Origin of the sequence: Faecalicoccus pleomorphus DSM 20574 (genome assembly GCF_000420345.1) — a bacterium.
In the GTDB taxonomy this organism is placed as follows: Bacteria; Bacillota_I; Bacilli_A; order Erysipelotrichales; family Erysipelotrichaceae; genus Faecalicoccus; species Faecalicoccus pleomorphus.
The window spans coordinates 31,815-52,793 of the sequence record NZ_ATUT01000015.1; the positions used below are offsets into that span (position 1 = coordinate 31,815).

Genomic DNA, 20,979 nt, shown 5'->3' on the forward strand with positions numbered 1-20,979 from the left:
ACTTATGCTAACTCCTGAGCCAATCTTGGCACGATTTGTTTTTTACGCGATACATATCCCATTTTGGTAAAAGAGTCCACTAATCCTTTTATCGCATGAGAAAGCTCTCCGACATAAAGGAAGCGACTTCCCTTGCCCTCCACATTGGTAAATACCATCAGTAACAAATCTAAATGACGCATTTTATTTTCTTCTTCCATGTACTTCAAAAAGTCATCTCGGATCTGATCCACTACATCTAAATCAAAAATAAATACCTGTGAGATCGCCACACGTTTTCCCGATAAAGTATATTCTTTAGAATCTCTATGTAAAATCGTATCAAAACTTTTATCCTGAATCGTAGCGGTATTGGCAAATAGTTCTTTAGCCATCGCATCAAAATCGATACCATGTTCTTTTTCAATACGTTTTGCCAAATCTTTATCGATCTGCGTACATGTCGGCGAATTAAAATTCATCGTATCACTGATAATGCCATAGGCAATCAAACGCGCTGCCGTATCCGACATTTTGATATTCATTTCATGATACATCAAACCAACGATCGTACAAGAACTTCCTACGATCATATTTCTAAACTGGATTGGATGATCCGTCTCGATATCACCAATACGATGATGATCGACAATTTCCAAGATATAAGCACTGTCAATGTCGTTGATTGCTTGTTTCTTTTCGTTATGATCCACCAGGATAAACTTTTTCTTCTCTGCTTTTAAAATATGATAACGTGCCACGGAACCAACGATTTTTCCTTTTTCCAATACCGGATAGCTGGAATGACGAGACTTCAACATTTCCCGTTCTACATCCTCCAAAAACTCTCCGCGATTAAAGGATGTGATAGCACTGGCCGGTGTCATGATCAATTCGATTGGGATACTTCGATAGATCATCTGAATGATCTTCATTGTATTATAGTTGGTTGAAATAAGAGTTACCCCATACTTTCTAGCCATTTCAATAATATAATCGTTAGGAACAAAGCTTTCCGCAATCACGATCACAGCACAACCTTTAGCCATACTCTTGATCATATCATCCTCATGGTCGCTTAACACCATGATGGCACCTTCCAGATCACGCTCCATGAGCTTTTTATCCGAAATACGAACTTCTCCACTCATTGGTAAAGTTCCTTTTAAGATGAAACTTCCCTTCAAACATTTTACGATATTTTCTAGCGGTGTTTCCTTTAACAGATCCTTCGTGATATTTAGATCCTGCATCTGCACTTTGGAAACATCACCAATGGTAGCCATACCAATATAATTATCATTATCATCCACTACATAGAGTGCTTTGGCCTTATCCAGACATAAATCCCATCCATGGCGCAGAGTTTCATGGCGAGGAATCGTGATTGCCTCGTCAATCTCTATTTCAGCCAATGTATTTTTGGCCGTCGTCATATACAAAGGTGGATCCAGCTCTAATTTTTTTAGAATAAAACTGGTTTCCGGATTTAAATGTCCGATACGAGCAGCAACCGCATACATTCCCATTTTCTGCTTGAGCTCGGCTAATGCCATGGCAGAACAAATAGAATCCGTATCCGGATTTTTATGACCTACAATATAAACCGGTGAAGTCATGATACATCTCCTTTTCAACTATATCTCATTATACCAATAATTGACCAAAGAAAAAAGCAGACAATTTTGTGTCTGCCTTAACTTCATCTATCTCTCAAACAATAATTATGTGGTAGGATAACCCTTATTTTACTGCATCTTTTAAAGCTTTGCTTGGCTTGAATTTCACTGCATTAGATGCCGGAATTTCAATAGATTCTTTTGTCAAAGGATTGATTCCTTTACGAGCAGCTCTTTCTGTTACCGTAAATTTTCCAAATCCGTTCAAATCTACCGTTCCTTTTTGAACAAGTGTGTTTGTAATTTCGTCAAGCAAGAATTTAACGTATGCAGTTGCATCTTTTTTAGATACCCCACATTCTTCAGCCATTTTTTCAACTAAGTCTTTTTTACTTACTACTTCTGACATGAAAATGTCCTCCTTTTTTTTACTACGGTGGAAATCATATCATTATCCATAACTTATTGCAATATTTTATCAACGGGAACGCACAATTTTGTTCCAATAAAAAGTATTTCGCAATCCTCAATTTATATTAATAAAAATTACAAATTCGTCAACAAGTAACCCTTCATCTTCTTTTAACTTATTTTTTTGTATTTTAACTTAGTCAAAGTTAAAAGCTAAATTTTTATGTTATTTTAAATTGTATTGGGATTTTAATCTACAAAAAGAATTTCCAGATTCTAATCAAACCATTTTTAGAAAGATAAACTTTAGTTTTTATGATTTCAGTTGATTTTTTTTGAAATCAATGGCACAATAGAGAGGCCTTAAATGCCTGCATAGTATAATGGTAATACACATCCATGGTAAGGATGAACTCGTGGTTCAATTCCGCGTGCAGGCACCAGCATTATATTATTTACGAACTGCCTATTAATATATATTTAATAAGTGGTTCGTTTCTTTATATTTGTATAGTGACCTATATTATGAATTCAGTCAATTTGGGCATTGAAAATTCATGTAAGTCCCTTATTCAGGGAGTGAAACATTCTATAAGAAATCCTTAGTATAAAGCCGTTAGGGCCTCGTGCGGAACGGAATTAGAAAGGGGTTGCCTATGATGGATAGAGCGATAAACCTTTTGAAAGAGATTAGACTTCTGATTCATGCGATTAGACGTTTAATCGAAATCATTTTAGAAATGACAAAATAAAAAGAGTGAACCGCTAAACTCACTCCTTGAACACAATATATCAGATTGATAAGAATTGTGCAAGGATAACCAAAAAGATATTGTCATATGTATGAATAAATCTTTATGCCTATAAACATTCTATTTCTTTTAAGAAGAATTAAACACCTGGTTCATATTGACTGATAATTCTTTACATAAAGTTTTACGTCATCTTCTATTAGCGTTTTCCTTCTTAATTAAATCTTATACAGAAGAATTTTTTATGGCAGCTCTTGAAAATGACTCATTTACCTATGTTACAATAACCAGGAAATGAGGACACGATTATGATCAGAGCTATTTTTTTTGATTTTGACGGAACAATACTTTCTCACACTACCAAACGAGTGCCAGACTCCGCCATATATGCATTAAACCTGTTAAAAAAACAAGGAATTTTAACCATTGTCGCCACCGGAAGACACATTACAGAAATTCAAGAATTTGATTTTTGCCAAAATTTTAAATTTGATGCCTACATCACATTAAATGGGCAATATTGTTTTAATGAAACCGAAACCATCTACAGTAATCCTGTTAGTAAAAACGATGTGGATGCGATATTAGATCATATCCAGGAAGATCCTTACCCTTGTGTATTTGTCGAAAAAGACCGGCAATACATGAATTTTTATACCGATTCTGTTATCGAAGAGTATAAGAAATTAGGAACCTCTTTACCTACATTGGAAAATATCGAACGTGCCAGGATTCAACCGATTTACCAGCTTTCTCCTTATTTAAGTGAAAAGCAGGAAAAAGAATTGTTTACAAGATGCCATGACATCAAAATCGATCGATGGACTGATTATGTGATCGATGTATTACCGGCTATCGGTGGCAAAGATATCGGTATTCAAAAAGTAATGGAATACTATGATTTAAAACATAATGAAACGATGGGCTTTGGTGATGCGACCAACGATATTCCTTTATTAAAAAGCGTGGGCATTGGTGTTTGTATGGGAAATGGCAAAGAGGAAGTGAAACAAATTGCAGATTATGTTACGGATTCTGTGGATGAAGATGGTTTATATAATGCTTTAGAAAAATATCAGATCATAAAATAAGCGACTTACCAGTCGCTTATTTTCTTCATCATTTCTACAATGCTTTCTTTACCTAAACCAACGACGTTACTCAAAGAGCCGTCAATATGCGATATAAAGTCACTATCCTGTATGCCATAAGCACCGGCTTTATCTAAGGCATTATGAGTATGAATGTAATCCCATATTTCTTCATCGCTCAAATCTCGAAACCAAACTTTGGTGATATCGGTATGACAAAGTTGTCTTTCCTTATATAGAAAACAGATTCCTGTCATAACTTCCTGATATTTTCCGCTGAAATCTCTTAAAAAAGAGAATGCTTCCTGTTCATCCTTTGGTTTTCCGTAAATCTTATTTTGAAAGCTGACAATCGTATCGGCGCCAATAACCAGATCATCCGGATATTTCGCATGCACATCCGCTGCTTTCTGATAAGCTACCAGCTGAATGGCTTTTTCTAAAGGCAAAGCCGGATCAAAGTATTCCTGTGTGTAGGAAGGAATCACTTCAAATTGATATCCAATTTCTTCTAAGATCTCTTTTCTTCGAGGAGATTGACTAGCTAATATGATCTTCATATTCAAAACCTATAGGCGCTTTCTTTCGCTGATAATAAATTGAAAAGACAATACAGGGTATGATCAAAACACAAACCATGAGAACACAGCTTAGCACCAGCTGATAAAAAATCGTTTCCGGCAGCATATTGATCATAAAATCCGTAGCTGGATTCAATAGCCACAGATCATTCGAAAAAAAGATCGTATGAAACCATGTCCAAAAGCCGGTAAAATCAATACCGATCCAGATACCAAAAAACACAAAGACCAGAATCAAACAAACAGAAGCTTGTAGAAGACCTTTTGTCAGATAGGCAACTGTTTTCTTCTTTTGCGTTATAGCCAGATAAAACAAAATCACCAATAAACAAACAAAGCTGACTTTTCCGACCCCTATGGCATTTTGATATAAAGCCTTTACATCGACCATATGACTTTTTTCTCTTTCATTAAAGGTATTTTTTGTGTATCCATTGATGGTAATCGTATCCTCTAAAGAATCGGTATCGTCACGAATATAGTCCAACAATAATTCAATACTTTTGTTTAGATCGTTCTGGGAAACATGTAAAGAATCGGCTAAATCCATTTTCTCATAGCGCTGGATATAAAAATTCTCATTTAAAGCCATCGTATGCACACTGCCGATCACAAAGACAACAATCAAAAGCCAGCCCCATACAAAGGCCAAGATCCTATTCAATCGCAACAAGATCCACCTTATCGACAAAAGCCATCGCTTCAATCAGATCCAGGAAAGCCTGAATATCTCCTTCCAGATCACTGATATCCAAGGTAAAGCTGACATTATGAATGCCATTGATCGGAATGGTTTGATTGATAGCCAGAATATTCACTTGTTTAGCGGAAATCAAAGAGGAAACTTTGGATAACGTTCCCTTTTCGCTTCGCAACGTCATCGTGATTACGGCTTTGCGGTTATTTTGTTCCTGTGAAAATGAAAATACTGTATCCTTATATTTATAGTACGTTCCCCGTGATATGCCCACCTGCTTAACGGCTTCACTGATTCTTTTTACTTTTCCAGATTGTAAAAGCGTTCTTGCTTCTAACACCTTTTCCAGCACTTCCGGAAGAATGTCGCTGGAAACCACATAAAATTTACTCATAATCTACCCAGGCTCCTTTGGATGCGATTGGCATCTGTCTGCATTGTATGGAAAGTTTTGTTTCGACATCTTTCTGTAATTGATTCAATTTCGTCGGATCTAATGATATCGCAAGCATCGTACTGCCACTGCCGGAAATCCACATCGCAAGATCCATTTCCTGGCATTGCTCATGAATCGAATCATAATCCGGAATCAGCTTTTTACGATAGGGTTCATGCAGATGATCAACACATGATTTTGCAAGGATCATCTCATTTCCTACCTGCAGGGCTTGTAGAAAACATAGCGCATGTCCCACCTGTGAAACAGCGTCCTTATACTCCAAAGTAGAAGGAAGAACTTTTCGTGCTTCATTGGTTACGATTGGATAATCCGGTATCATGGCCAAACATTTATAATCGGCACAAGGTATGATCATCATGCGTGGCTTACCTTCTTCCATAAAGCTGCAGACAGCTTTCCCAAAAATACAGGGTGCCACATTATCCGGATGTCCTTCAATATCCGTGGCAATCTCTAAAATTTCCATTTTATTCAAATGCGCCTGAAACCAGGCATCGCATGCTAAAATACCGGCCACCACACAAGTGGATGAAGATCCTAGTCCTCTGGAAAAAGGAATATCGGAATCGATATGAAGATGAAATGTTGGCATTTCCTTTTTTAGATGCTGACATGTCTTCAAAAAAGACTGTACCACTAAATTGTCTTCATTGGCATATTCTTTAGGACAACCTGTGATGATCAGTTCATCACTAGGCTCAAATTGAAAGGTTGCCCACCAGTCTAATGCCATGCCTAAACTGTCAAAGCCTATACAACAGTTCGCACTGGTTGCGGGAACATGTACTCGTATCATAGAAGAGCCTCCATATTCTTTTCTACAACATCTTTCATCTGTTCGACTGAAATCACTTCTTTGTGTCGAATTTCCTGGCTTTCCAGTGCTTTTAATCCTTTCGGAATCGGATCCGAACAAATGGTTTGAAGCTGTTTCATAGCTTCCAGTTCATTCGTACTGTTTTGATGTAAGGCATCCAGTACATCCTGTGAAAACTTATAAGGAGAAGCTGTCGCAAGGGCAACGATCGGTCTTTCTTTAGCGTCTTTGGCAACCTGATACGCAATAGCCGAATGCGGATCTAAAACAACCTTGGATTCCTGATAGACAGTCGCTATCGTTTCTTTGGTCTTTTTATCATCTAAATAGGCACAACCAAACAAAAACTGAATCTTTTGTAGAAGTGTATCCGGAATTTGATAGCGTCCAGTTTTGCTCAAATCACTCATACATTGCGATACCAGTTTGGTATCCTTTCCGGACATATAATACAAAAGCCTTTCTAAGTTCGAAGAAATCAATATATCCATACTTGGAGAAATCGTTTGTACAAACGCGCGGTTGCGATCATAAACACCGGTTGTCAAAAAGTCCGTTAACACATGATTAGCATTGCTGGCGACATAGAATTTCTTGACCGGTAATCCCATCATATAGGCATAATAGCCGGCTAAGACATCCCCAAAGTTTCCTGTCGGTACACTAAAGGATACAGGATCCCCCAGCTGTATCGCACCATGGTTGACCAAATACTTATAGCTTTCAAAATAATAAACGATCTGTGGTACCAGTCTTCCTATATTAATAGAGTTGGCACTGGTTAAAATCACGTTTTGGGCTTCGGCCTTCTTTCGCAAGTCTTCATCCAGGAACAAGGATTTTACCTTGCTTTGGGCATCATCAAAATTTCCTTCGATCGCATAGACTTTCACATTCTTTCCTTGTTGGGTCGCCATCTGGCGATATTGAATCTGGCTGACTTTTTGATGCGGATAGAACACGCAAATACCGATGCGATCCACATCCTTAAAACCTTCCAAAGCTGCCTTTCCAGTATCTCCACTGGTGGCCGTCAAGATCATTGCCTTTTGATCACCGGCTTTTAAAGACGCCGACATCAATTGTGGTAAAAGTGTTAAGGCCACATCTTTAAAAGCACTGGTCGGACCATGAAAAAGTTCTAATACATATACATCATCGACTTTTTTAACAGGTGTAATATCCGGCGAAGAAAAAGAATGTCCATATGCATTTTCAATGCATGTTTTCAATTCCTCTTCACTAAAATCCGGCAGTAAAGGCTGCAGAATCGTATATGTATTTTCCTTATAAGATTGTTCACAAATCGTATGCAAGTCTATCTGTACCGAATCAATGTCCGGCCATACATATAAACCGCCATCTTTGGAAATTCCTTCCAAAATGGCTTGTTTAGAGGTCATTTTTCTGTTTTGATCACGGGTTGACACATAAATTTTTTCCATAGATTCCTCCTTGAAAAACCATATACCATATGATACAATGTTCACATTCTAAAAACAAGTGTTTTCTTTAATTAAACAAGGAGGAAGTCATGAACGCAGTTTTATTAGGATATGGCACCGTAGGAAAAGGTGTGGAAATACTTTGTAAGAACGTAGAAGGCATCCATTTAAAACAAGTCTTTGTTTTACCGGAATTTGAAAACCTTCCTTATTTCTCCAATGATGGAAAAGGTATGGTTACAGCCGATGATGTCGATATCGTTTTTGAGTGCTTGAGTGGTACAGAACCCGCAAACACGTTGATCACATTAGCTTTGGAACATGGTAAACATGTCATCACCTCCAACAAGGCAACCGTCTCTCCAAATTTGGAGCGTTATGTGGAAATTGCCGAGAGAACCGGTGGTTCTATTCAAATCGAAGCCAGTGTTGCCGGCGGTATTCCTTTTTTAGATGCGATTTTAAAGCTGCAGAAGTTAGAAGAGATTCGCGGTTATCAGGGAATCTTTAACGGTACTTCCAATTATATATTAGATCAGATGCAAAAAAATGGCATGGAGCTAAGCGTGGCCTTAAAGCAGGCACAATCCATGGGGTATGCCGAAGCCGATCCAACCAACGACATTGAAGGTATTGATGTCTTCTATAAGACAAACATCACCAATATGTTGGCGTATAACACAAAAAACGATGCGATTCGTAAACCAATTGGCATCACGAAACTGAATACCGAAGATATCAAAATGGCTAAAGCAAATGACAAAGTCATTCGTCATATTTCGTTATCTAAACAAAAAGATGGTGAATTTGCCAGTATCATTGCCCCGGCCTTTTTGGATAAAGGACATTATCTGGCCAATGTACCAGATAACTATAATGCCCAATTGATCTATGCGGACAGCTTTGATTACTTAGGCTATTTTGGTCAGGGCGCCGGACAGCTTGCCACCGCACAGGCTATGTTGGCTAATGCCATCGATACATTGGAAAACAGAGAACGTAAGATTTGTCTAAATCATGAAAAGAAAGTCAATGAATCGATCTTGAAGGCCGACTGGATCGTACGTGCTAAAAAAGGCTTGAAGGCCGATAAAGAACAAAGTATCAGTGAAAATGAATCGTATTACTGGTTTGAACAAAAAGATGCAACGATCATCGATACCATTCAGGCATTTGATGCGGATGCTATGATTGCCTTATGGGTGTAAAGAGGATAGAGGAACATGTTAAAAATCACAAAATTTGGTGGAAGCAGTGTGGCCAATGCGACACAGTTTAAAAAGGTCAAAGCCATCGTACAGGCAGACCCGTCCCGAAAATATGTCGTTGTCAGTGCACCGGGTAAAAGAAACTCTTCTGACAATAAAATTACAGATTTATTGTATCTTTTAGATGCGCACCGGCAATATCATGTCGATGCCAGCAATGTCTATCGTTTGATTCGTCAGCGTTTTGTCGATATCAAGACGGAACTGGGATTAAAACAACCGATTGAAAAAGAATTGGATACATTTTATACCAATCTAAATACTTATACACAAGCACAGATCGTATCTCGTGGTGAGTATTTTTGTGCCAAGCTAATGGCGGAATATCTGGGATATGATTTTGTCGATGCCAAAGATATCATCCGCTTTAATCTGGATAAGACGATCGATATGCAGGCAACAGCGGCCAAGCTGCAGGCAAAATGTGCGCAATATGAGCATTTTGTTTTCCCTGGTTTCTATGGCTCCAGCGCCAACAACCAGATTCAAGTCTTTTCACGAGGTGGTGGCGATATCACCGGATCGATCTTGGCAAAGTGTCTGAATGCGGATATGTATGAAAACTGGACCGATGTCAGTGGATTTTTGATGGCTGATCCAAAAATTGTCGATCATCCAAAACAAATCACACATATTACGTATTCGGAATTGCGTGAACTTTCTTATATGGGAGCCAGTGTCTTACACGAAGAAGCCATTTTCCCTGTCAAGGAAGCGAACATTCCGATTCATATTTTAAATACCAACCATCCGGAAGATCCGGGAACGATCATTCAGGAAAGAACCAACATCAAAAATCCATATGCGATTACCGGAATTGCCGGAAAAGAGGGCTTTGTCTCTATCTATATTTATAAGAAACACATGTCCAGTGAAGTCGGTTATATTCGTAAAGTCCTCAGCATTTTGGAGATGTACAATGTCAGCGTGGAACATATTCCAAGTGGTATCGATTCGTTTAGCGTTGTCGTGAATAAAAGCGATGTACAGGATAGTTTATATGAAATCCTGGCACGAATCAAAACGGAACTGAAGCCTGATGAAATTCATACCGAAGAAAATCTGGCTTTGATCTCCACCGTTGGTAAGAGTATGTCCGATTCACCGGGTGTTGCCGGTAAATTATTTAAATCGCTCGGAGATCAGAAAATCAATATTCGGATGATTGCGCAAAGTAGTGATGAAATCAATATTACGGTTGCTGTATTGTGCAAAGACTTTAAGGCAACCATTCGATCGATCTATGACGCGTTTGTCACAAAGGAGGATCAAAATGTCTAAGGAAACCATTGCCATTGTAGGGGCTACCGGCGCTGTTGGCCAGCAGATGTTACAATGTCTGGAAGAAAGAAAAATTGACTGTAATCTAAAGCTGTTGGCATCGGCTAGATCCAAAGGTAAAGTTTTTACCTTCATGGATCAGGATATTACTGTTGAAGAGTTAACAGAAAATAGCTTTGAAAATGTAGATTATGCATTAGGGGCTACAGAAAATGACATCACTAAGACTTGGATGCCATGGGCACAAAAGGCCGGTACGATCGTTGTCGATAACTCCAGCGCCTATCGTTTGGATCCTAATGTGCCATTGGTCATCCCGGAAATCAACCCGGAGGATATTCAAAAGAATCAGGGCATTATCGCCAATCCAAACTGTGCTACGATCATTGCCTTAGTGGCCCTCCATGTGCTGCATCAGGAGTTTAAGATCAAACGTATGATCGTATCTACCTATCAGGCAGTGTCCGGTGCCGGTGTCAAAGGAATTCAGGATTTAGAAAATCAGGTCAAAGATCCAAGTATTCCTTCTCAGGCATTCCCGTATCCGATTGCCTACAATTTGATTCCTCAGATTGGTGATTTTGATGAAAATGGTATTTCCAAGGAAGAGTGGAAGCTTCAAAATGAGAGCTGCAAAATTCTTCATGACCCGGATATTCTTGTAAACTGTACTTGTGTTCGTGTTCCTATCATGCGTTCTCATTCTGAAAGTATCACGATTGAATGTGAAAAAGAAGTCGATGTACAAAAAGCGCGTGAGCTGCTTGCCCATGCACCAGGCGTTAAGCTTGTCGATGATCCACAAAACAAGATCTATCCGATGCCATTAGATACATCCGATCAAGATTTAGTCTATGTTGGGCGAATCCGTGAAGATCTATCCGATCCTTCCAAACATTCGATGATTCTATTCTGTTGTGGTGACCAGATTCGTAAAGGGGCCGCCACCAATGCCGTACAGATTCTTGAAGAACTCTTGAAATAAAAAGAAACACACGTCGATTATGGCGTGTGTTTTCGTTTACTTTTCCACTTCATCAATAGCTTCGATGATAATACCTCGAAACGCATTTTTTTCCAGACTGGCAACACCTTTGATGGTCGTTCCCGATGGTGAACAAACCGCATCCTTCATGATACCCGGATGCTGTTTCTTTTCCAGATACAATAAACTGGTACCGGCCATCATCAAAGCAGCTAAATCATAGGCCTGTTGACGCTTTAAACCATGTTTGACTCCGGCATCGGCCAAAGCCTCCAAATACATGGCTGTATAAGCCGGCGCACAACCGGCAATCGTGGTCGCAATGGATAACTGCTTAGCTTCCACCCATTCAATCTGCGCAATTGTTGAAAAAAGCTGAACAAAGCTTTCCAGGGATTTCGGCTGTAAAGAATGTTTTTGTTCTGTGACAAGAATTCCTTTTCCAACCGCAATAGGTGTATTGGGAATGGCCGAGATGTGTTGTGTCTGTGGCTCTAAGATTTCTTCATAAAAATCATAAAAGCAACCGGCTGCGATCGATACAACAATTTTAGAAACCAATGCCTTACGAATCGGTTCAACGACTTCTTCGATCTGATACGGCTTAACGGCCAGTACGATCAATTCAGCATTTTCAACAACTTCCAAACTTGAAGCATGGGCACAAACCCCATATTTTTCGGCATTCTTTTGGCAGGAATCAAAATGAGCGGAGCAAACATGAATTAAAGATGGATCGATGTTTGCCTTGTTGACCATTCCATTGACAATGGCCTGTGCCATATTTCCAAACCCGATAAATCCGATATTCATACCTATTCCTCGTTATATCCGTTTGGATTCATCGTTTGCCATTTCCAGCTGGAAGCACACATCGCATCCAGATCATATTCAGCCTGCCAACCCAGTTCTTCTCTGGCCAGGTCACATTTAGAATAACAAGTGGCGATATCACCAGCACGGCGCGGTTTGATTTCATAAGGGATATCATGCCCACAGGCTTTAGAGAACGCATGGATCACATCCAATACGCTGTACCCTTTTCCGGTCCCCAGATTATAGACCTTACATCCGGCTTTTTCTTTAATCTTATCCAACGCCTTGACATGCCCTTTGGCTAAATCGACAACGTGAATATAGTCACGTACTCCCGTGCCATCCGGTGTATCATAGTCGTTTCCAAACACACCGACACATTTCAATTTTCCGATAGCTACCTGGGCAACATACGGTAAAAGGTTATTTGGAATGCCTTTTGGATCTTCTCCGATCAATCCACTTTCATGGGCACCGATTGGATTGAAATAACGCAATAAGATCACATTCCACTCCGGATCGGAAGTATGCACATCGGTCAAAATCTGCTCCAACATCCATTTTGTCCATCCGTATGGATTGGTACAAGTTCCCTTTGGACATGCTTCGGTAATCGGAATCTGTGCCGGTTCTCCATATACGGTCGCACTCGATGAAAAGATGATATTCTTACATCCATAAGTACGCATCACATCAATCAAATTCAAAGTTCCTGCGATATTTACGGTATAATATTCGACCGGTTTTTGTACGGATTCACCCACCGCTTTCAAACCGGCAAAATGAATGACCGCATCAATTTGATTCTCGGAAAAAATCTTCTTGAGCGCTTCTTTGGATAAAATATCTTCCTTATAAAATTTCACTTTCTTTTGTGTAATCTGTTCAATTCGATCAATGGCTTTCTGATTCGAATTATATAGATTATCCACTACGATGACATCATACCCGGCATTTAACAACTCTACGCACGTATGACTTCCAATATAGCCGGCTCCCCCGGTAACAAGTATCTGCATATTTTTACTCTCCTTTTTGCTTTATTATACTATGAACGCAATTCTTTTTCTTCCTCTTTTGTAAGGATCATCGCTTTATATTCCTCTTTTACCTTGATCCAAAGACAATGATGAAGAGGATCATAGCGATCAAACTGCGCTTTGTTTGTCCACTTCTTTTCCCACTGACGTTTGAAATGCACCATTTTCTTTAAATTTAACTGCTGATGCAGCACTCTGTAACAAAACACAAGCTGCTCTGGATATTTACAGCGCACAACCAGTTCATCGTCAGGAAGATTGTCGATTTCTTTTTTATCACTTAAGATCAAGATAAATTTTCTTTGCGGATCGCGAAATAAAAAAGGATAGATCATATAAAACAAGTGGTGACAATGATTACACTGATGATAGAAATACGTTCCATCCTGCAGTCTTTTTTCGATGTTCTCACTTATTTTGGCAATGCCCAGCGTATCTCGCTTGATGTGAAAAACATGCCCACAATGCGGACATGTCATTTCAATCATTCTTTCCTTCATAGAGCACGAGTGGCATTTTTGAGCCAGTCTTTTTCTTCATCGTTTAAATAAGGATACAGCGTGTCATACACTTGTGCATGATAGGCATTTAACCATTCGATCTCATCTTGTGTCATCTTGGATCGATCGATGCCATCTAAATCAAACGGAACAAACGTCAATGGTTCAAAATGCATGAACTGTCCATAGAAATTCTTAGTTCCCTTCACGACAAGAAGCTCGTTTTCATGACGGATACCAAATTCTCCTTCTTTATAAACACCCGGTTCATCGCTTTGTATCATGCCTTCTTCTAACACACAGGAATCATTTCTTTCCGGTACGATTCGCCAGCGAAAGCCATTCGGCGCTTCATGTACGTTAGAAAGATGCCCCACACCATGACCGGTTCCACATTGGTAGTCCATATCTTCATCCCATAGAGGTCCACGCGCTAAAATATCTAAATTTAAACCACGGCATCCATATAAGAAATGCGCTTTGGCCAGACGAATATGGGAACGCATGGCCAGCGTAAACCAGTGTTTTTCTTCCTCACTGATCTCTCCCAAGACAAAAGTACGCGTAATATCGGTTGTTCCTTCCAGGTATTGACCGCCGCTGTCAACCAAAAGCATACCTTCCGGTTTTAAGGTGACATCCGTTTCCGGTGTGGAACTGTAATGCATCATAGCCGCATGTTCTTTATAGGCACAAATGGTATTGAAGCTGTCTTCCAGATAATTTTCCTGTTCTTTGCGATACTGCTGCAGCTGATCCTGTGCACTGCATTCCGTGATTTCCTGTGATTTCACGTTCTTTTTTAACCAGTACATAAATTTTGTACAGGCTACGCCATCTTTGATATGCGCCCATTTTGTATTTTCGATCTCTGTGGCATTTTTTTGCGCCTTCATCAATACGATCGGATCGACCGCCTCAACCAGCTTTTCTTGTACCGACAAGGCCAAACGACTGTTGACAAAATGTGGATCGACTAAAACCGGCCCTTGGAGAGAACAAACATCCTCATAAATCGAATCATACGGTTTTACGCTGATTTGATTTTGTTCAAACAAAGCTTTACTTTCATCATCTAAGCGAGAAGCGTCAATATATAATGTTGCCTTATCTTTTTCAATGGTGGCATAAGCTAAGGCTACCGGAAAATGCGGAATGTCATGAGCTCGAATATTAAAGAGCCAGGCGATCTCATCAATTTTTGTGATAATAAAGGAAGCACACCCTTCTCTGGTCATGGCCTGACGAACCTGGGCAAGTTTATCTTCCATCGAGACACCGGCATAGCGTAAGGCATAATGGAAGGTTTTTGTCGCCGGTAAAGCCGGGCGATCCTGCCAGATTTCATTGACCAGATCCAAATTGGCGACAATATCAATCTGATGGCTGTTAAAGATCGCATGATATCGTTTATAATCCATATAATTGATAACACGACCATCAAAGCCCACTTTAGAGCCTTTTGAAAGATTTTGACAAATATAATCTTCGATGCTTGGTGTTTCCGGTTGTCCCATCTTCATCAAGGTAATGCCTGTATCCCGCAGCTGGGCCTGGGCCTGAATAAAATAACGGCCATCCGTCCACAAACCAGCTTGATCGGCTAAAACCACCAATGTACCGGCACTGCCGGTAAAACCGGACATGTACTTACGACAGGCAAAATAGTCACTGACATATTCTGTTTCATGAAAATCACTGGTTGGAATGATATAAGCCTGCACTCCGTTTTCCTGCATCTTCGCACGCAAATTCTGTAAACGTTCTTGAATCATTTTTATACCTCCACATGATCAATATAATAAGCCCAGTTCAATACTTCGATGCCGCCATAGCTTAAGGCGACCATCACCAGGCAGATAAACAAGATCTTTATCGTAAACAAGCCGATATTTCTGGATTTGTATGTGTTTTCCAGTCGCATGTATTTAAACTGCGCCCACATACAATACATCGGCAGCATATATAATATCCCCTGCAACAAAACCATCATAGGGGCAAAACTGTGTAAAAAGTACAACACTTCAAACACCTTACCACCGGCGATATCCTGCCGCAAGACAGACGCACTGTCAAAAGTCACAAAACCATTAAAACAGCCTAAAGCACTAAACAAACCAAAGAAAAACATCATGGACACATCAAATAACACCAGCATGCGATGCACTCTGTCCATTTTGGCCGAAATCTTGTTTGTCCATGCCAGAACACACAAAAACGATACCAATAATAAAATGCCATAGATGATAAAACTTGCCGGAATCAGCCAGTGAAACAAAGAAAAAAGCAGAGCGATTCCTAAGCATACGTTGGCAATGGTATCGGTCGTATCACGGCGACGACGCATCTTGCGTAATCCATTTTTACCAAATGAAAAAACAGAAGTGATCGGCTTGAGTGCTTTTTTAGGTAAAAAGCTGATACAGATCGATAATAAAATCGCTAAAAAACTATATAGTGCAACATCCATCATATTGATTCCTCTTTCTTACGCATCCAAATGACTGAAAAAACAGCCCATGCCATCGTCAACAATACCCAAAGCCACAATGGGCAGGAAAACCATGTTCCTTCTACGTGATTCGAAATATAAATTGATCCTAAATACAACCCAAAACAAACCATCAAAATAAGCCAAAAACCCAGTGTTGAACGTTTGGGATCGGTAGCCATATACGTCAGAAGTCCTTTATAGATCAAATAAACAACTATGGTCTGCAGGCATAGAGACCATCCGATCAAAACCGTTTGCATAATAGGCTCCTGTTGTGAAACAGGAATGAGAACTTGATTATACACAACATTGATCAACGTTGTATATATAAACAAAAACAAGGGAAAGTCAGAAACCTCTCTTAGAAAACAAGTGATTTTATCAGGCTTGATCGAATTTAAATACGCTTTAAAATCGCTTTTAAATCCATCTTGTGCCTGTTGGTCATCCTGAAGCTGATGACTTGCCTTTTCCATACATTCTATCTGTTGTTTATAGGTAAGTCCGGCCTGTCGAACCTGAAAGCCGGCCCAGATCAATAATCGTTGATTCTTAGATGGGACACCCTGTACTTTTGATAACAGAGGTCGAAAATAATTGAAACTGTTCATGCAGATATTGTAGAATAAATCCGTTAAGAAGTCTATAAAAGGAGAGTTCTATGAAGATTATCTTTTTGGATGCCGATGGCACTTTACTGCATCATGAAGGTTTTATTCCCCAAAGCGCTTTACAGGCTTGTCAGCTTGCTCAGAAGAACGGACACAAGATCGTCCTTTGTACGGGAAGACAAAAAGTAGAGGTCTATGGCGATATGTTAAAGCTGGACTATGACGGTATGATCACCGGAAGTGGGGCCCATGTCGAAGTCAACCATCAGCTTTTAGAAGAACGAACCTTTTCCAAAGAACAGTTGCAGATACTTTTAGAGTATATGTGTAAAAACGATATCGATGCGATCTTTGAAACCACAGAAGGTCTGGTTGGTAATCAAAAAACATACGATCATTTAGATCAAATGATCCAAAAACAATGTAAACATTTAAGTCCGGAACTCTTTGCCAAACATGGTTTAGTACAGGTCCAGCACAATCTGAAAGTAACCGATGCGATCTTAGAGTATCCTGTAAATAAGATTTCTTTTTTAGAATCGGACATTTCCTATCAGGAAATCTATGATGCACTGCACAGACAATTTGATTTAGTACCTGCTACCTTTGCCCCATTTGGCAAAGAAAGCGGTGAAATCTCCGAAAAGACCATTACCAAAGCAACCGGTATGCAAAGTATCCTCAACTATTTTGATAGAAGCGCTGAGGATGCGATTGCCATTGGAGATGGTTTTAATGATCTATGTATGTTTGAAGTCGCCAAAATTAGTGTAGCCATGGGCAATGCCCCTATAGAAGTACAAAAAAAGGCAGATCGTGTAACGACCTCCCTGGATAATAACGGCATTTATAACGCTTTTATTGTTCTGGGCTTGATTGAATAACGATTGATGTGGAAGCAGGCAAGATCCCTGCTTCTTTTCTTTTTTTCTGCAAGACCGTATTCATACGACATAAGCATTCCCAATATTTTTCAAAAGGCACAAACGCATAAATGCCAATCGTCATGGAATGATCACCGATTTTATCAATCACCACTTCCTTCTGCATATCGTTTTGTACCCATTCTGCTTCACTTTCCAATACCTGATCTCCCAGTTGGATACAGGCATCGACATCCGTTTCCAAAGCAACCGGAAACGAGATATGAATTCGTCGATATTTTTCTTTCGAATAGTTGATCAAAATTTCACTGACAGCCGTAGAATTAGGAACGATGATCTCCTGATGATCGAAGGTCTGTAAGACCGTAAACAAGATTTCGATACGACTGACAACACCTTCCTGTGATTCGATCTGTACATAATCACCAATCACAAAGGGCTTTGTGAAAAGAATCTGTATGCCCCCGGCAACATCATTCATGGTATCTCGCAACGCTAAAGAAATGCCTAGGGAAACGGCACTTAAAGAACCGACGATCACGGACATATCCAAGCCTAAGACCGCCAGGGCAATCGCAATAAAAATGATCTTAATAGAAATCGAAGCACACGATCCAATAAATGTTAAAGAGCCATGATCTGTCACATTCTTGGATAGCTTAATAATAAATTTTTTGATCAGCTTGGCAATGACCATTCCCAATAAAATGATCAAAGCGGCAATGGCAACCCGAATTAAAAAATCATCCAGCTTTTCAAACATACATGTTCTCCTTTGAAAAAGAACCGGTCTATGCGGCCGATTCTAAATCCTTTTCTAATTTTTCGATACCTGTTTGAATACGACGAAGACTTTCATCCTTACCTAAAATATACGCCACTTCAATAGCACCACCCGGTGTCGATTGTTTTCCGGTCAAAGCTGTACGTACCGGCCAAAGTACCTGTCCGTTTTTCATCTCCAGTTTTTCCGGCAAGGCCATTAGTAGATCATGGATTTTCTCTTCACTGGACCAGTCACAGGAAGATAAAGATTCGTACGCTTCCTTTAAGGCAATCACTGCAGTTTCTTTCTTTGATTTCTGACGCTTATGCTTGAACATCTCCACATCATAATCCGGCAGTGCATCAAAGAAATCGATCATTTCTTCAATTTCATTTAACGTATTGGCACGAGATTGTACTAATTTTGCGATCTCTTTTAAATCGATATCCGAATGAATGGCATTCTTTAAATAAGGTAATACCAGTTCATAATAACGATCAAAATCCATGTGTTTCAAATATTCGCCATTCATCCATGTCAGCTTATCAATGTCAAAAATAGCCGGACGTTTCGAAATACGGTGAATATCAAAGACTTGAATCAATTCGTCCATGGTATAGATTTCCTGCTCGGTCTGCGGTGACCATCCTAATAGAGCAATATAGTTAATGATGGCTTCCGGCAAGTAACCTTTTGCGACTAAATCCTGGAAAGAAGCATCCCCGTTTCGTTTTGATAACTTATGATGTTCATCTTTCATAACCGGTGGAACATGCACATAGATCGGACGTTTCCATCCATACGCATCATAGATCAAATTATATTTTGGTGTACTGGATAAATACTCGTTTCCGCGAACCACATGTGTGATTTCCATTTGATGATCATCGATGATGTTGGCGAAATTGTAGGTAGGGAATCCATCCGATTTGATCAAGACCTGCTCATCTAATGTATCCACATCCACTTCAATATGTCCATAGACTTCATCATCAAAAGTCGTTTCTTTGATCTCTCCAATTGTCTGGCGAATGACATAAGGAACACCAGCATCGAGTTTAGCCTGTACCTCTTCCGGAGTCAAATGTTTACAAGGATCATCAAATTTAAAGGAATCTCCCTGCTCTTCTCTTTGTCTTTGCAGCTCTTCTTCCGAGCAGAAGCAATAATGGGCTCCTCCTAAACGAATCAATTCCTCGGCATATCCTTTATACATGCCTAAACGCTCACTTTGAACATAAGGCCCATGTTCTCCACCGATATCCGGTCCTTCATCCCAGTTTAATCCGCAGTCTTTCATTGTCTTATAAACGATATCAACCGCACCTTCTACCTGACGATTTTGATCGGTATCTTCAATACGCAAAATGAAATCTCCATCTTCATGTTTTGCGATCAAATACTCAAACAGTGCTGTACGTAAATTTCCTATATGCATATAACCCGTTGGACTGGGTGCAAATCGTGTTCTAATTTTAGCCATAAATACCGTCCTCTCCCGATAATCTTAAACCACTTTAAAAATTTCTTCAATAAACAGTTGCCAAATCTAGAAAAAAATTATAAGATATAAAGGCGCATTGGGGTATAGCCAAGCGGTAAGGCACCAGACTCTGAATCTGGCATTTCCATGGTTCGAATCCATGTACCCCAGCCATAGAAAGCAAACGTCACTTGAAAAGGTGGCGTTTTTTTATTTAATCCAATCTATAGTTTATCATTACAAAAAATATTCACTATAGCATATTTATAAGAATCCTGTTATTTACTTTTTATCTCTCAGACTGTAGAATTTTTATAGTGATCCAATATGAAAATAATGATTTATGAAGATAATGAACTAGATATCCAATCTTTAAAAAACTGCATCGACACGTTTTTCTCAAAATATTCTATTCCCTATCAAGTTGATGTTTGTCATGCTTCTGAAAAGCTACTAGAAACCATTTATAATTATGACATCTTATTCTTAGATATTGAATTAGGAAACGAAAATGGTATTCATATGGGCAGAATCGCAAAGAGAAAACATAAATCTTGTCATATCATACTGACATCGAAATATAAAAAATACTTAATTGATGGTTACAGCGTAAAAGCAGACTGTTACCTGCTTAAGCCCTTATCACAAGGGTAGCGTCAAGAATTATGTGTAAAAGTATATCCTTGGTAAAGCAGATTAGCTCTTGAACCAATCTTCTCTAGTTGTTTGTCCAAAACCTCTATGTACGTGATTCATGTTTTTCTCGTTGTAACGATTGAATTGAATCACAAGGTATTTCTCTTCAGATTTTTCCGTTGGAAATTGTTCTTTCTTTTTGAAACTTCGTTTTAATTGTTTATTGTTTCCTTCAATCAGATTTGTTGAATAAATCGTATGCCTAACACTTTCTGGGTAATCATAGAATGTAAACAGATAGTCATTGTTGCTGAGACTTTTCACCATTGATGGATATTTGTGTTTCCACTTATCGATGAATTT

At 39.3% G+C, this 20,979-nt stretch carries 22 protein-coding genes and 2 tRNA genes; 8 read left to right on the forward strand and 16 right to left on the reverse strand.

The features are described 5' to 3' along the window. Nucleotides 1-2: 2 nt before the first annotated feature. Nucleotides 3-1,598: a putative manganese-dependent inorganic diphosphatase gene (locus G413_RS0107390; RefSeq protein WP_022790276.1), complete on the reverse strand. Its 1,596-nt coding sequence runs from the start codon at nucleotides 1,596-1,598 to the stop codon at nucleotides 3-5. A 124-nt stretch (nucleotides 1,599-1,722) separates the two neighbouring features. Beyond that, nucleotides 1,723-2,007: an HU family DNA-binding protein gene (locus G413_RS0107395; protein WP_022790277.1), complete on the reverse strand. Its 285-nt coding sequence runs from the start codon at nucleotides 2,005-2,007 to the stop codon at nucleotides 1,723-1,725. A gap of 371 nt (nucleotides 2,008-2,378) precedes the next feature. On the opposite strand from G413_RS0107395, the gene G413_RS0107400 reads away from it, so the two are divergent. Next, a tRNA-Thr gene (locus G413_RS0107400) sits at nucleotides 2,379-2,452 on the forward strand. Nucleotides 2,453-3,069: 617 nt separating this feature from the next. Continuing rightward, complete coding sequence (locus G413_RS0107405; RefSeq protein ID WP_022790278.1) at nucleotides 3,070-3,852, forward strand: Cof-type HAD-IIB family hydrolase; 783 nt, start codon at nucleotides 3,070-3,072, stop codon at nucleotides 3,850-3,852. 5 nt (nucleotides 3,853-3,857) lie between these two features. Here G413_RS0107405 and G413_RS0107410 read toward each other — a convergent pair whose 3' ends face one another. From G413_RS0107410 to thrC, 5 genes are read right to left on the reverse strand one after another with little or no spacing between them, the layout of a single operon-like run. After that, nucleotides 3,858-4,412, reverse strand: coding sequence for a Maf family protein (locus G413_RS0107410; RefSeq protein ID WP_022790279.1), 555 nt, complete (start codon nucleotides 4,410-4,412; stop codon nucleotides 3,858-3,860). Next, nucleotides 4,393-5,103, reverse strand: a complete 711-nt coding sequence (locus tag G413_RS0107415) for a TIGR01906 family membrane protein (RefSeq protein WP_022790280.1) — start codon at nucleotides 5,101-5,103, stop codon at nucleotides 4,393-4,395. The genes G413_RS0107410 and G413_RS0107415 overlap by 20 nt, the downstream gene beginning before the upstream one ends. Further along, the gene (locus tag G413_RS0107420) at nucleotides 5,090-5,524 is read right to left on the reverse strand and encodes an ACT domain-containing protein (protein ID WP_022790281.1); all 435 of its coding nucleotides are present in this window, start codon (nucleotides 5,522-5,524) and stop codon (nucleotides 5,090-5,092) included. Before G413_RS0107420 ends, G413_RS0107415 begins: the two co-directional genes overlap by 14 nt. Beyond that, entirely contained in the window at nucleotides 5,517-6,386 is an 870-nt protein-coding gene (thrB, locus tag G413_RS0107425) for a homoserine kinase (RefSeq protein ID WP_022790282.1), read from the reverse strand. The genes G413_RS0107420 and thrB overlap by 8 nt, the downstream gene beginning before the upstream one ends. Further along, nucleotides 6,383-7,852 (reverse strand): threonine synthase, encoded by a 1,470-nt coding sequence (thrC, locus tag G413_RS0107430; protein ID WP_022790283.1) that lies wholly within the window; start codon nucleotides 7,850-7,852, stop codon nucleotides 6,383-6,385. The genes thrB and thrC overlap by 4 nt, the downstream gene beginning before the upstream one ends. Before the next feature lie 89 nt (nucleotides 7,853-7,941). Here thrC and G413_RS0107435 point away from each other — a divergent pair, with 89 nt between their 5' ends. From G413_RS0107435 to G413_RS0107445, 3 genes are read left to right on the forward strand one after another with little or no spacing between them, the layout of a single operon-like run. Beyond that, the gene (locus G413_RS0107435) at nucleotides 7,942-9,060 is read left to right on the forward strand and encodes a homoserine dehydrogenase (protein ID WP_022790284.1); all 1,119 of its coding nucleotides are present in this window, start codon (nucleotides 7,942-7,944) and stop codon (nucleotides 9,058-9,060) included. Nucleotides 9,061-9,075: 15 nt separating this feature from the next. Then, nucleotides 9,076-10,401 (forward strand): aspartate kinase, encoded by a 1,326-nt coding sequence (locus tag G413_RS0107440; protein ID WP_022790285.1) that lies wholly within the window; start codon nucleotides 9,076-9,078, stop codon nucleotides 10,399-10,401. Further along, complete coding sequence (locus tag G413_RS0107445) at nucleotides 10,394-11,386, forward strand: aspartate-semialdehyde dehydrogenase (protein WP_022790286.1); 993 nt, start codon at nucleotides 10,394-10,396, stop codon at nucleotides 11,384-11,386. The genes G413_RS0107440 and G413_RS0107445 overlap by 8 nt, the downstream gene beginning before the upstream one ends. Before the next feature lie 36 nt (nucleotides 11,387-11,422). On the opposite strand, the gene proC is transcribed toward G413_RS0107445, so the two are convergent. From proC to G413_RS0107475, 6 genes are read right to left on the reverse strand one after another with little or no spacing between them, the layout of a single operon-like run. Continuing rightward, nucleotides 11,423-12,199 carry a pyrroline-5-carboxylate reductase gene (proC, locus tag G413_RS0107450; protein ID WP_022790287.1) on the reverse strand — a complete coding sequence of 259 codons (777 nt, stop codon included), beginning with the start codon at nucleotides 12,197-12,199 and terminating at the stop codon, nucleotides 11,423-11,425. Between the two features lie 2 nt (nucleotides 12,200-12,201). Beyond that, complete coding sequence (gene galE / locus G413_RS0107455) at nucleotides 12,202-13,221, reverse strand: UDP-glucose 4-epimerase GalE (protein ID WP_022790288.1); 1,020 nt, start codon at nucleotides 13,219-13,221, stop codon at nucleotides 12,202-12,204. 29 nt (nucleotides 13,222-13,250) lie between these two features. Continuing rightward, on the reverse strand, nucleotides 13,251-13,742 hold the full coding sequence (locus G413_RS0107460) for a CpXC domain-containing protein (RefSeq protein WP_022790289.1): 492 nt from the start codon (nucleotides 13,740-13,742) through the stop codon (nucleotides 13,251-13,253). Further along, nucleotides 13,739-15,517 (reverse strand): aminopeptidase P family protein, encoded by a 1,779-nt coding sequence (locus G413_RS0107465; RefSeq protein ID WP_022790290.1) that lies wholly within the window; start codon nucleotides 15,515-15,517, stop codon nucleotides 13,739-13,741. The genes G413_RS0107460 and G413_RS0107465 overlap by 4 nt, the downstream gene beginning before the upstream one ends. A gap of 2 nt (nucleotides 15,518-15,519) precedes the next feature. Continuing rightward, nucleotides 15,520-16,215 (reverse strand): hypothetical protein, encoded by a 696-nt coding sequence (locus G413_RS0107470; protein WP_022790291.1) that lies wholly within the window; start codon nucleotides 16,213-16,215, stop codon nucleotides 15,520-15,522. Next, nucleotides 16,212-16,847, reverse strand: a complete 636-nt coding sequence (locus tag G413_RS0107475) for a hypothetical protein (protein WP_022790292.1) — start codon at nucleotides 16,845-16,847, stop codon at nucleotides 16,212-16,214. Before G413_RS0107475 ends, G413_RS0107470 begins: the two co-directional genes overlap by 4 nt. A gap of 50 nt (nucleotides 16,848-16,897) precedes the next feature. On the opposite strand from G413_RS0107475, the gene G413_RS0107480 reads away from it, so the two are divergent. Beyond that, complete coding sequence (locus G413_RS0107480; protein WP_022790293.1) at nucleotides 16,898-17,731, forward strand: Cof-type HAD-IIB family hydrolase; 834 nt, start codon at nucleotides 16,898-16,900, stop codon at nucleotides 17,729-17,731. Here G413_RS0107480 and G413_RS0107485 read toward each other — a convergent pair. Both G413_RS0107485 and gltX read right to left on the reverse strand, forming a co-directional pair. Then, nucleotides 17,706-18,494, reverse strand: coding sequence for a mechanosensitive ion channel family protein (locus G413_RS0107485; RefSeq protein ID WP_022790294.1), 789 nt, complete (start codon nucleotides 18,492-18,494; stop codon nucleotides 17,706-17,708). The two genes, G413_RS0107480 and G413_RS0107485, sit on opposite strands and share 26 nt — an antisense overlap. A gap of 28 nt (nucleotides 18,495-18,522) precedes the next feature. Continuing rightward, nucleotides 18,523-19,980 (reverse strand): glutamate--tRNA ligase, encoded by a 1,458-nt coding sequence (gene gltX / locus G413_RS0107490; protein WP_022790295.1) that lies wholly within the window; start codon nucleotides 19,978-19,980, stop codon nucleotides 18,523-18,525. A 98-nt stretch (nucleotides 19,981-20,078) separates the two neighbouring features. Here gltX and G413_RS0107495 point away from each other — a divergent pair. Continuing rightward, nucleotides 20,079-20,154: transfer RNA gene (locus tag G413_RS0107495), tRNA-Gln, on the forward strand. 153 nt (nucleotides 20,155-20,307) lie between these two features. Further along, nucleotides 20,308-20,634, forward strand: a complete 327-nt coding sequence (locus G413_RS0107500) for a LytR/AlgR family response regulator transcription factor (protein WP_081637647.1) — start codon at nucleotides 20,308-20,310, stop codon at nucleotides 20,632-20,634. Between the two features lie 42 nt (nucleotides 20,635-20,676). Here G413_RS0107500 and G413_RS0107505 read toward each other — a convergent pair. Continuing rightward, a partial coding sequence (locus tag G413_RS0107505) for a transposase (RefSeq protein ID WP_022790297.1) occupies nucleotides 20,677-20,979 on the reverse strand: 303 nt, incomplete at its 5' end.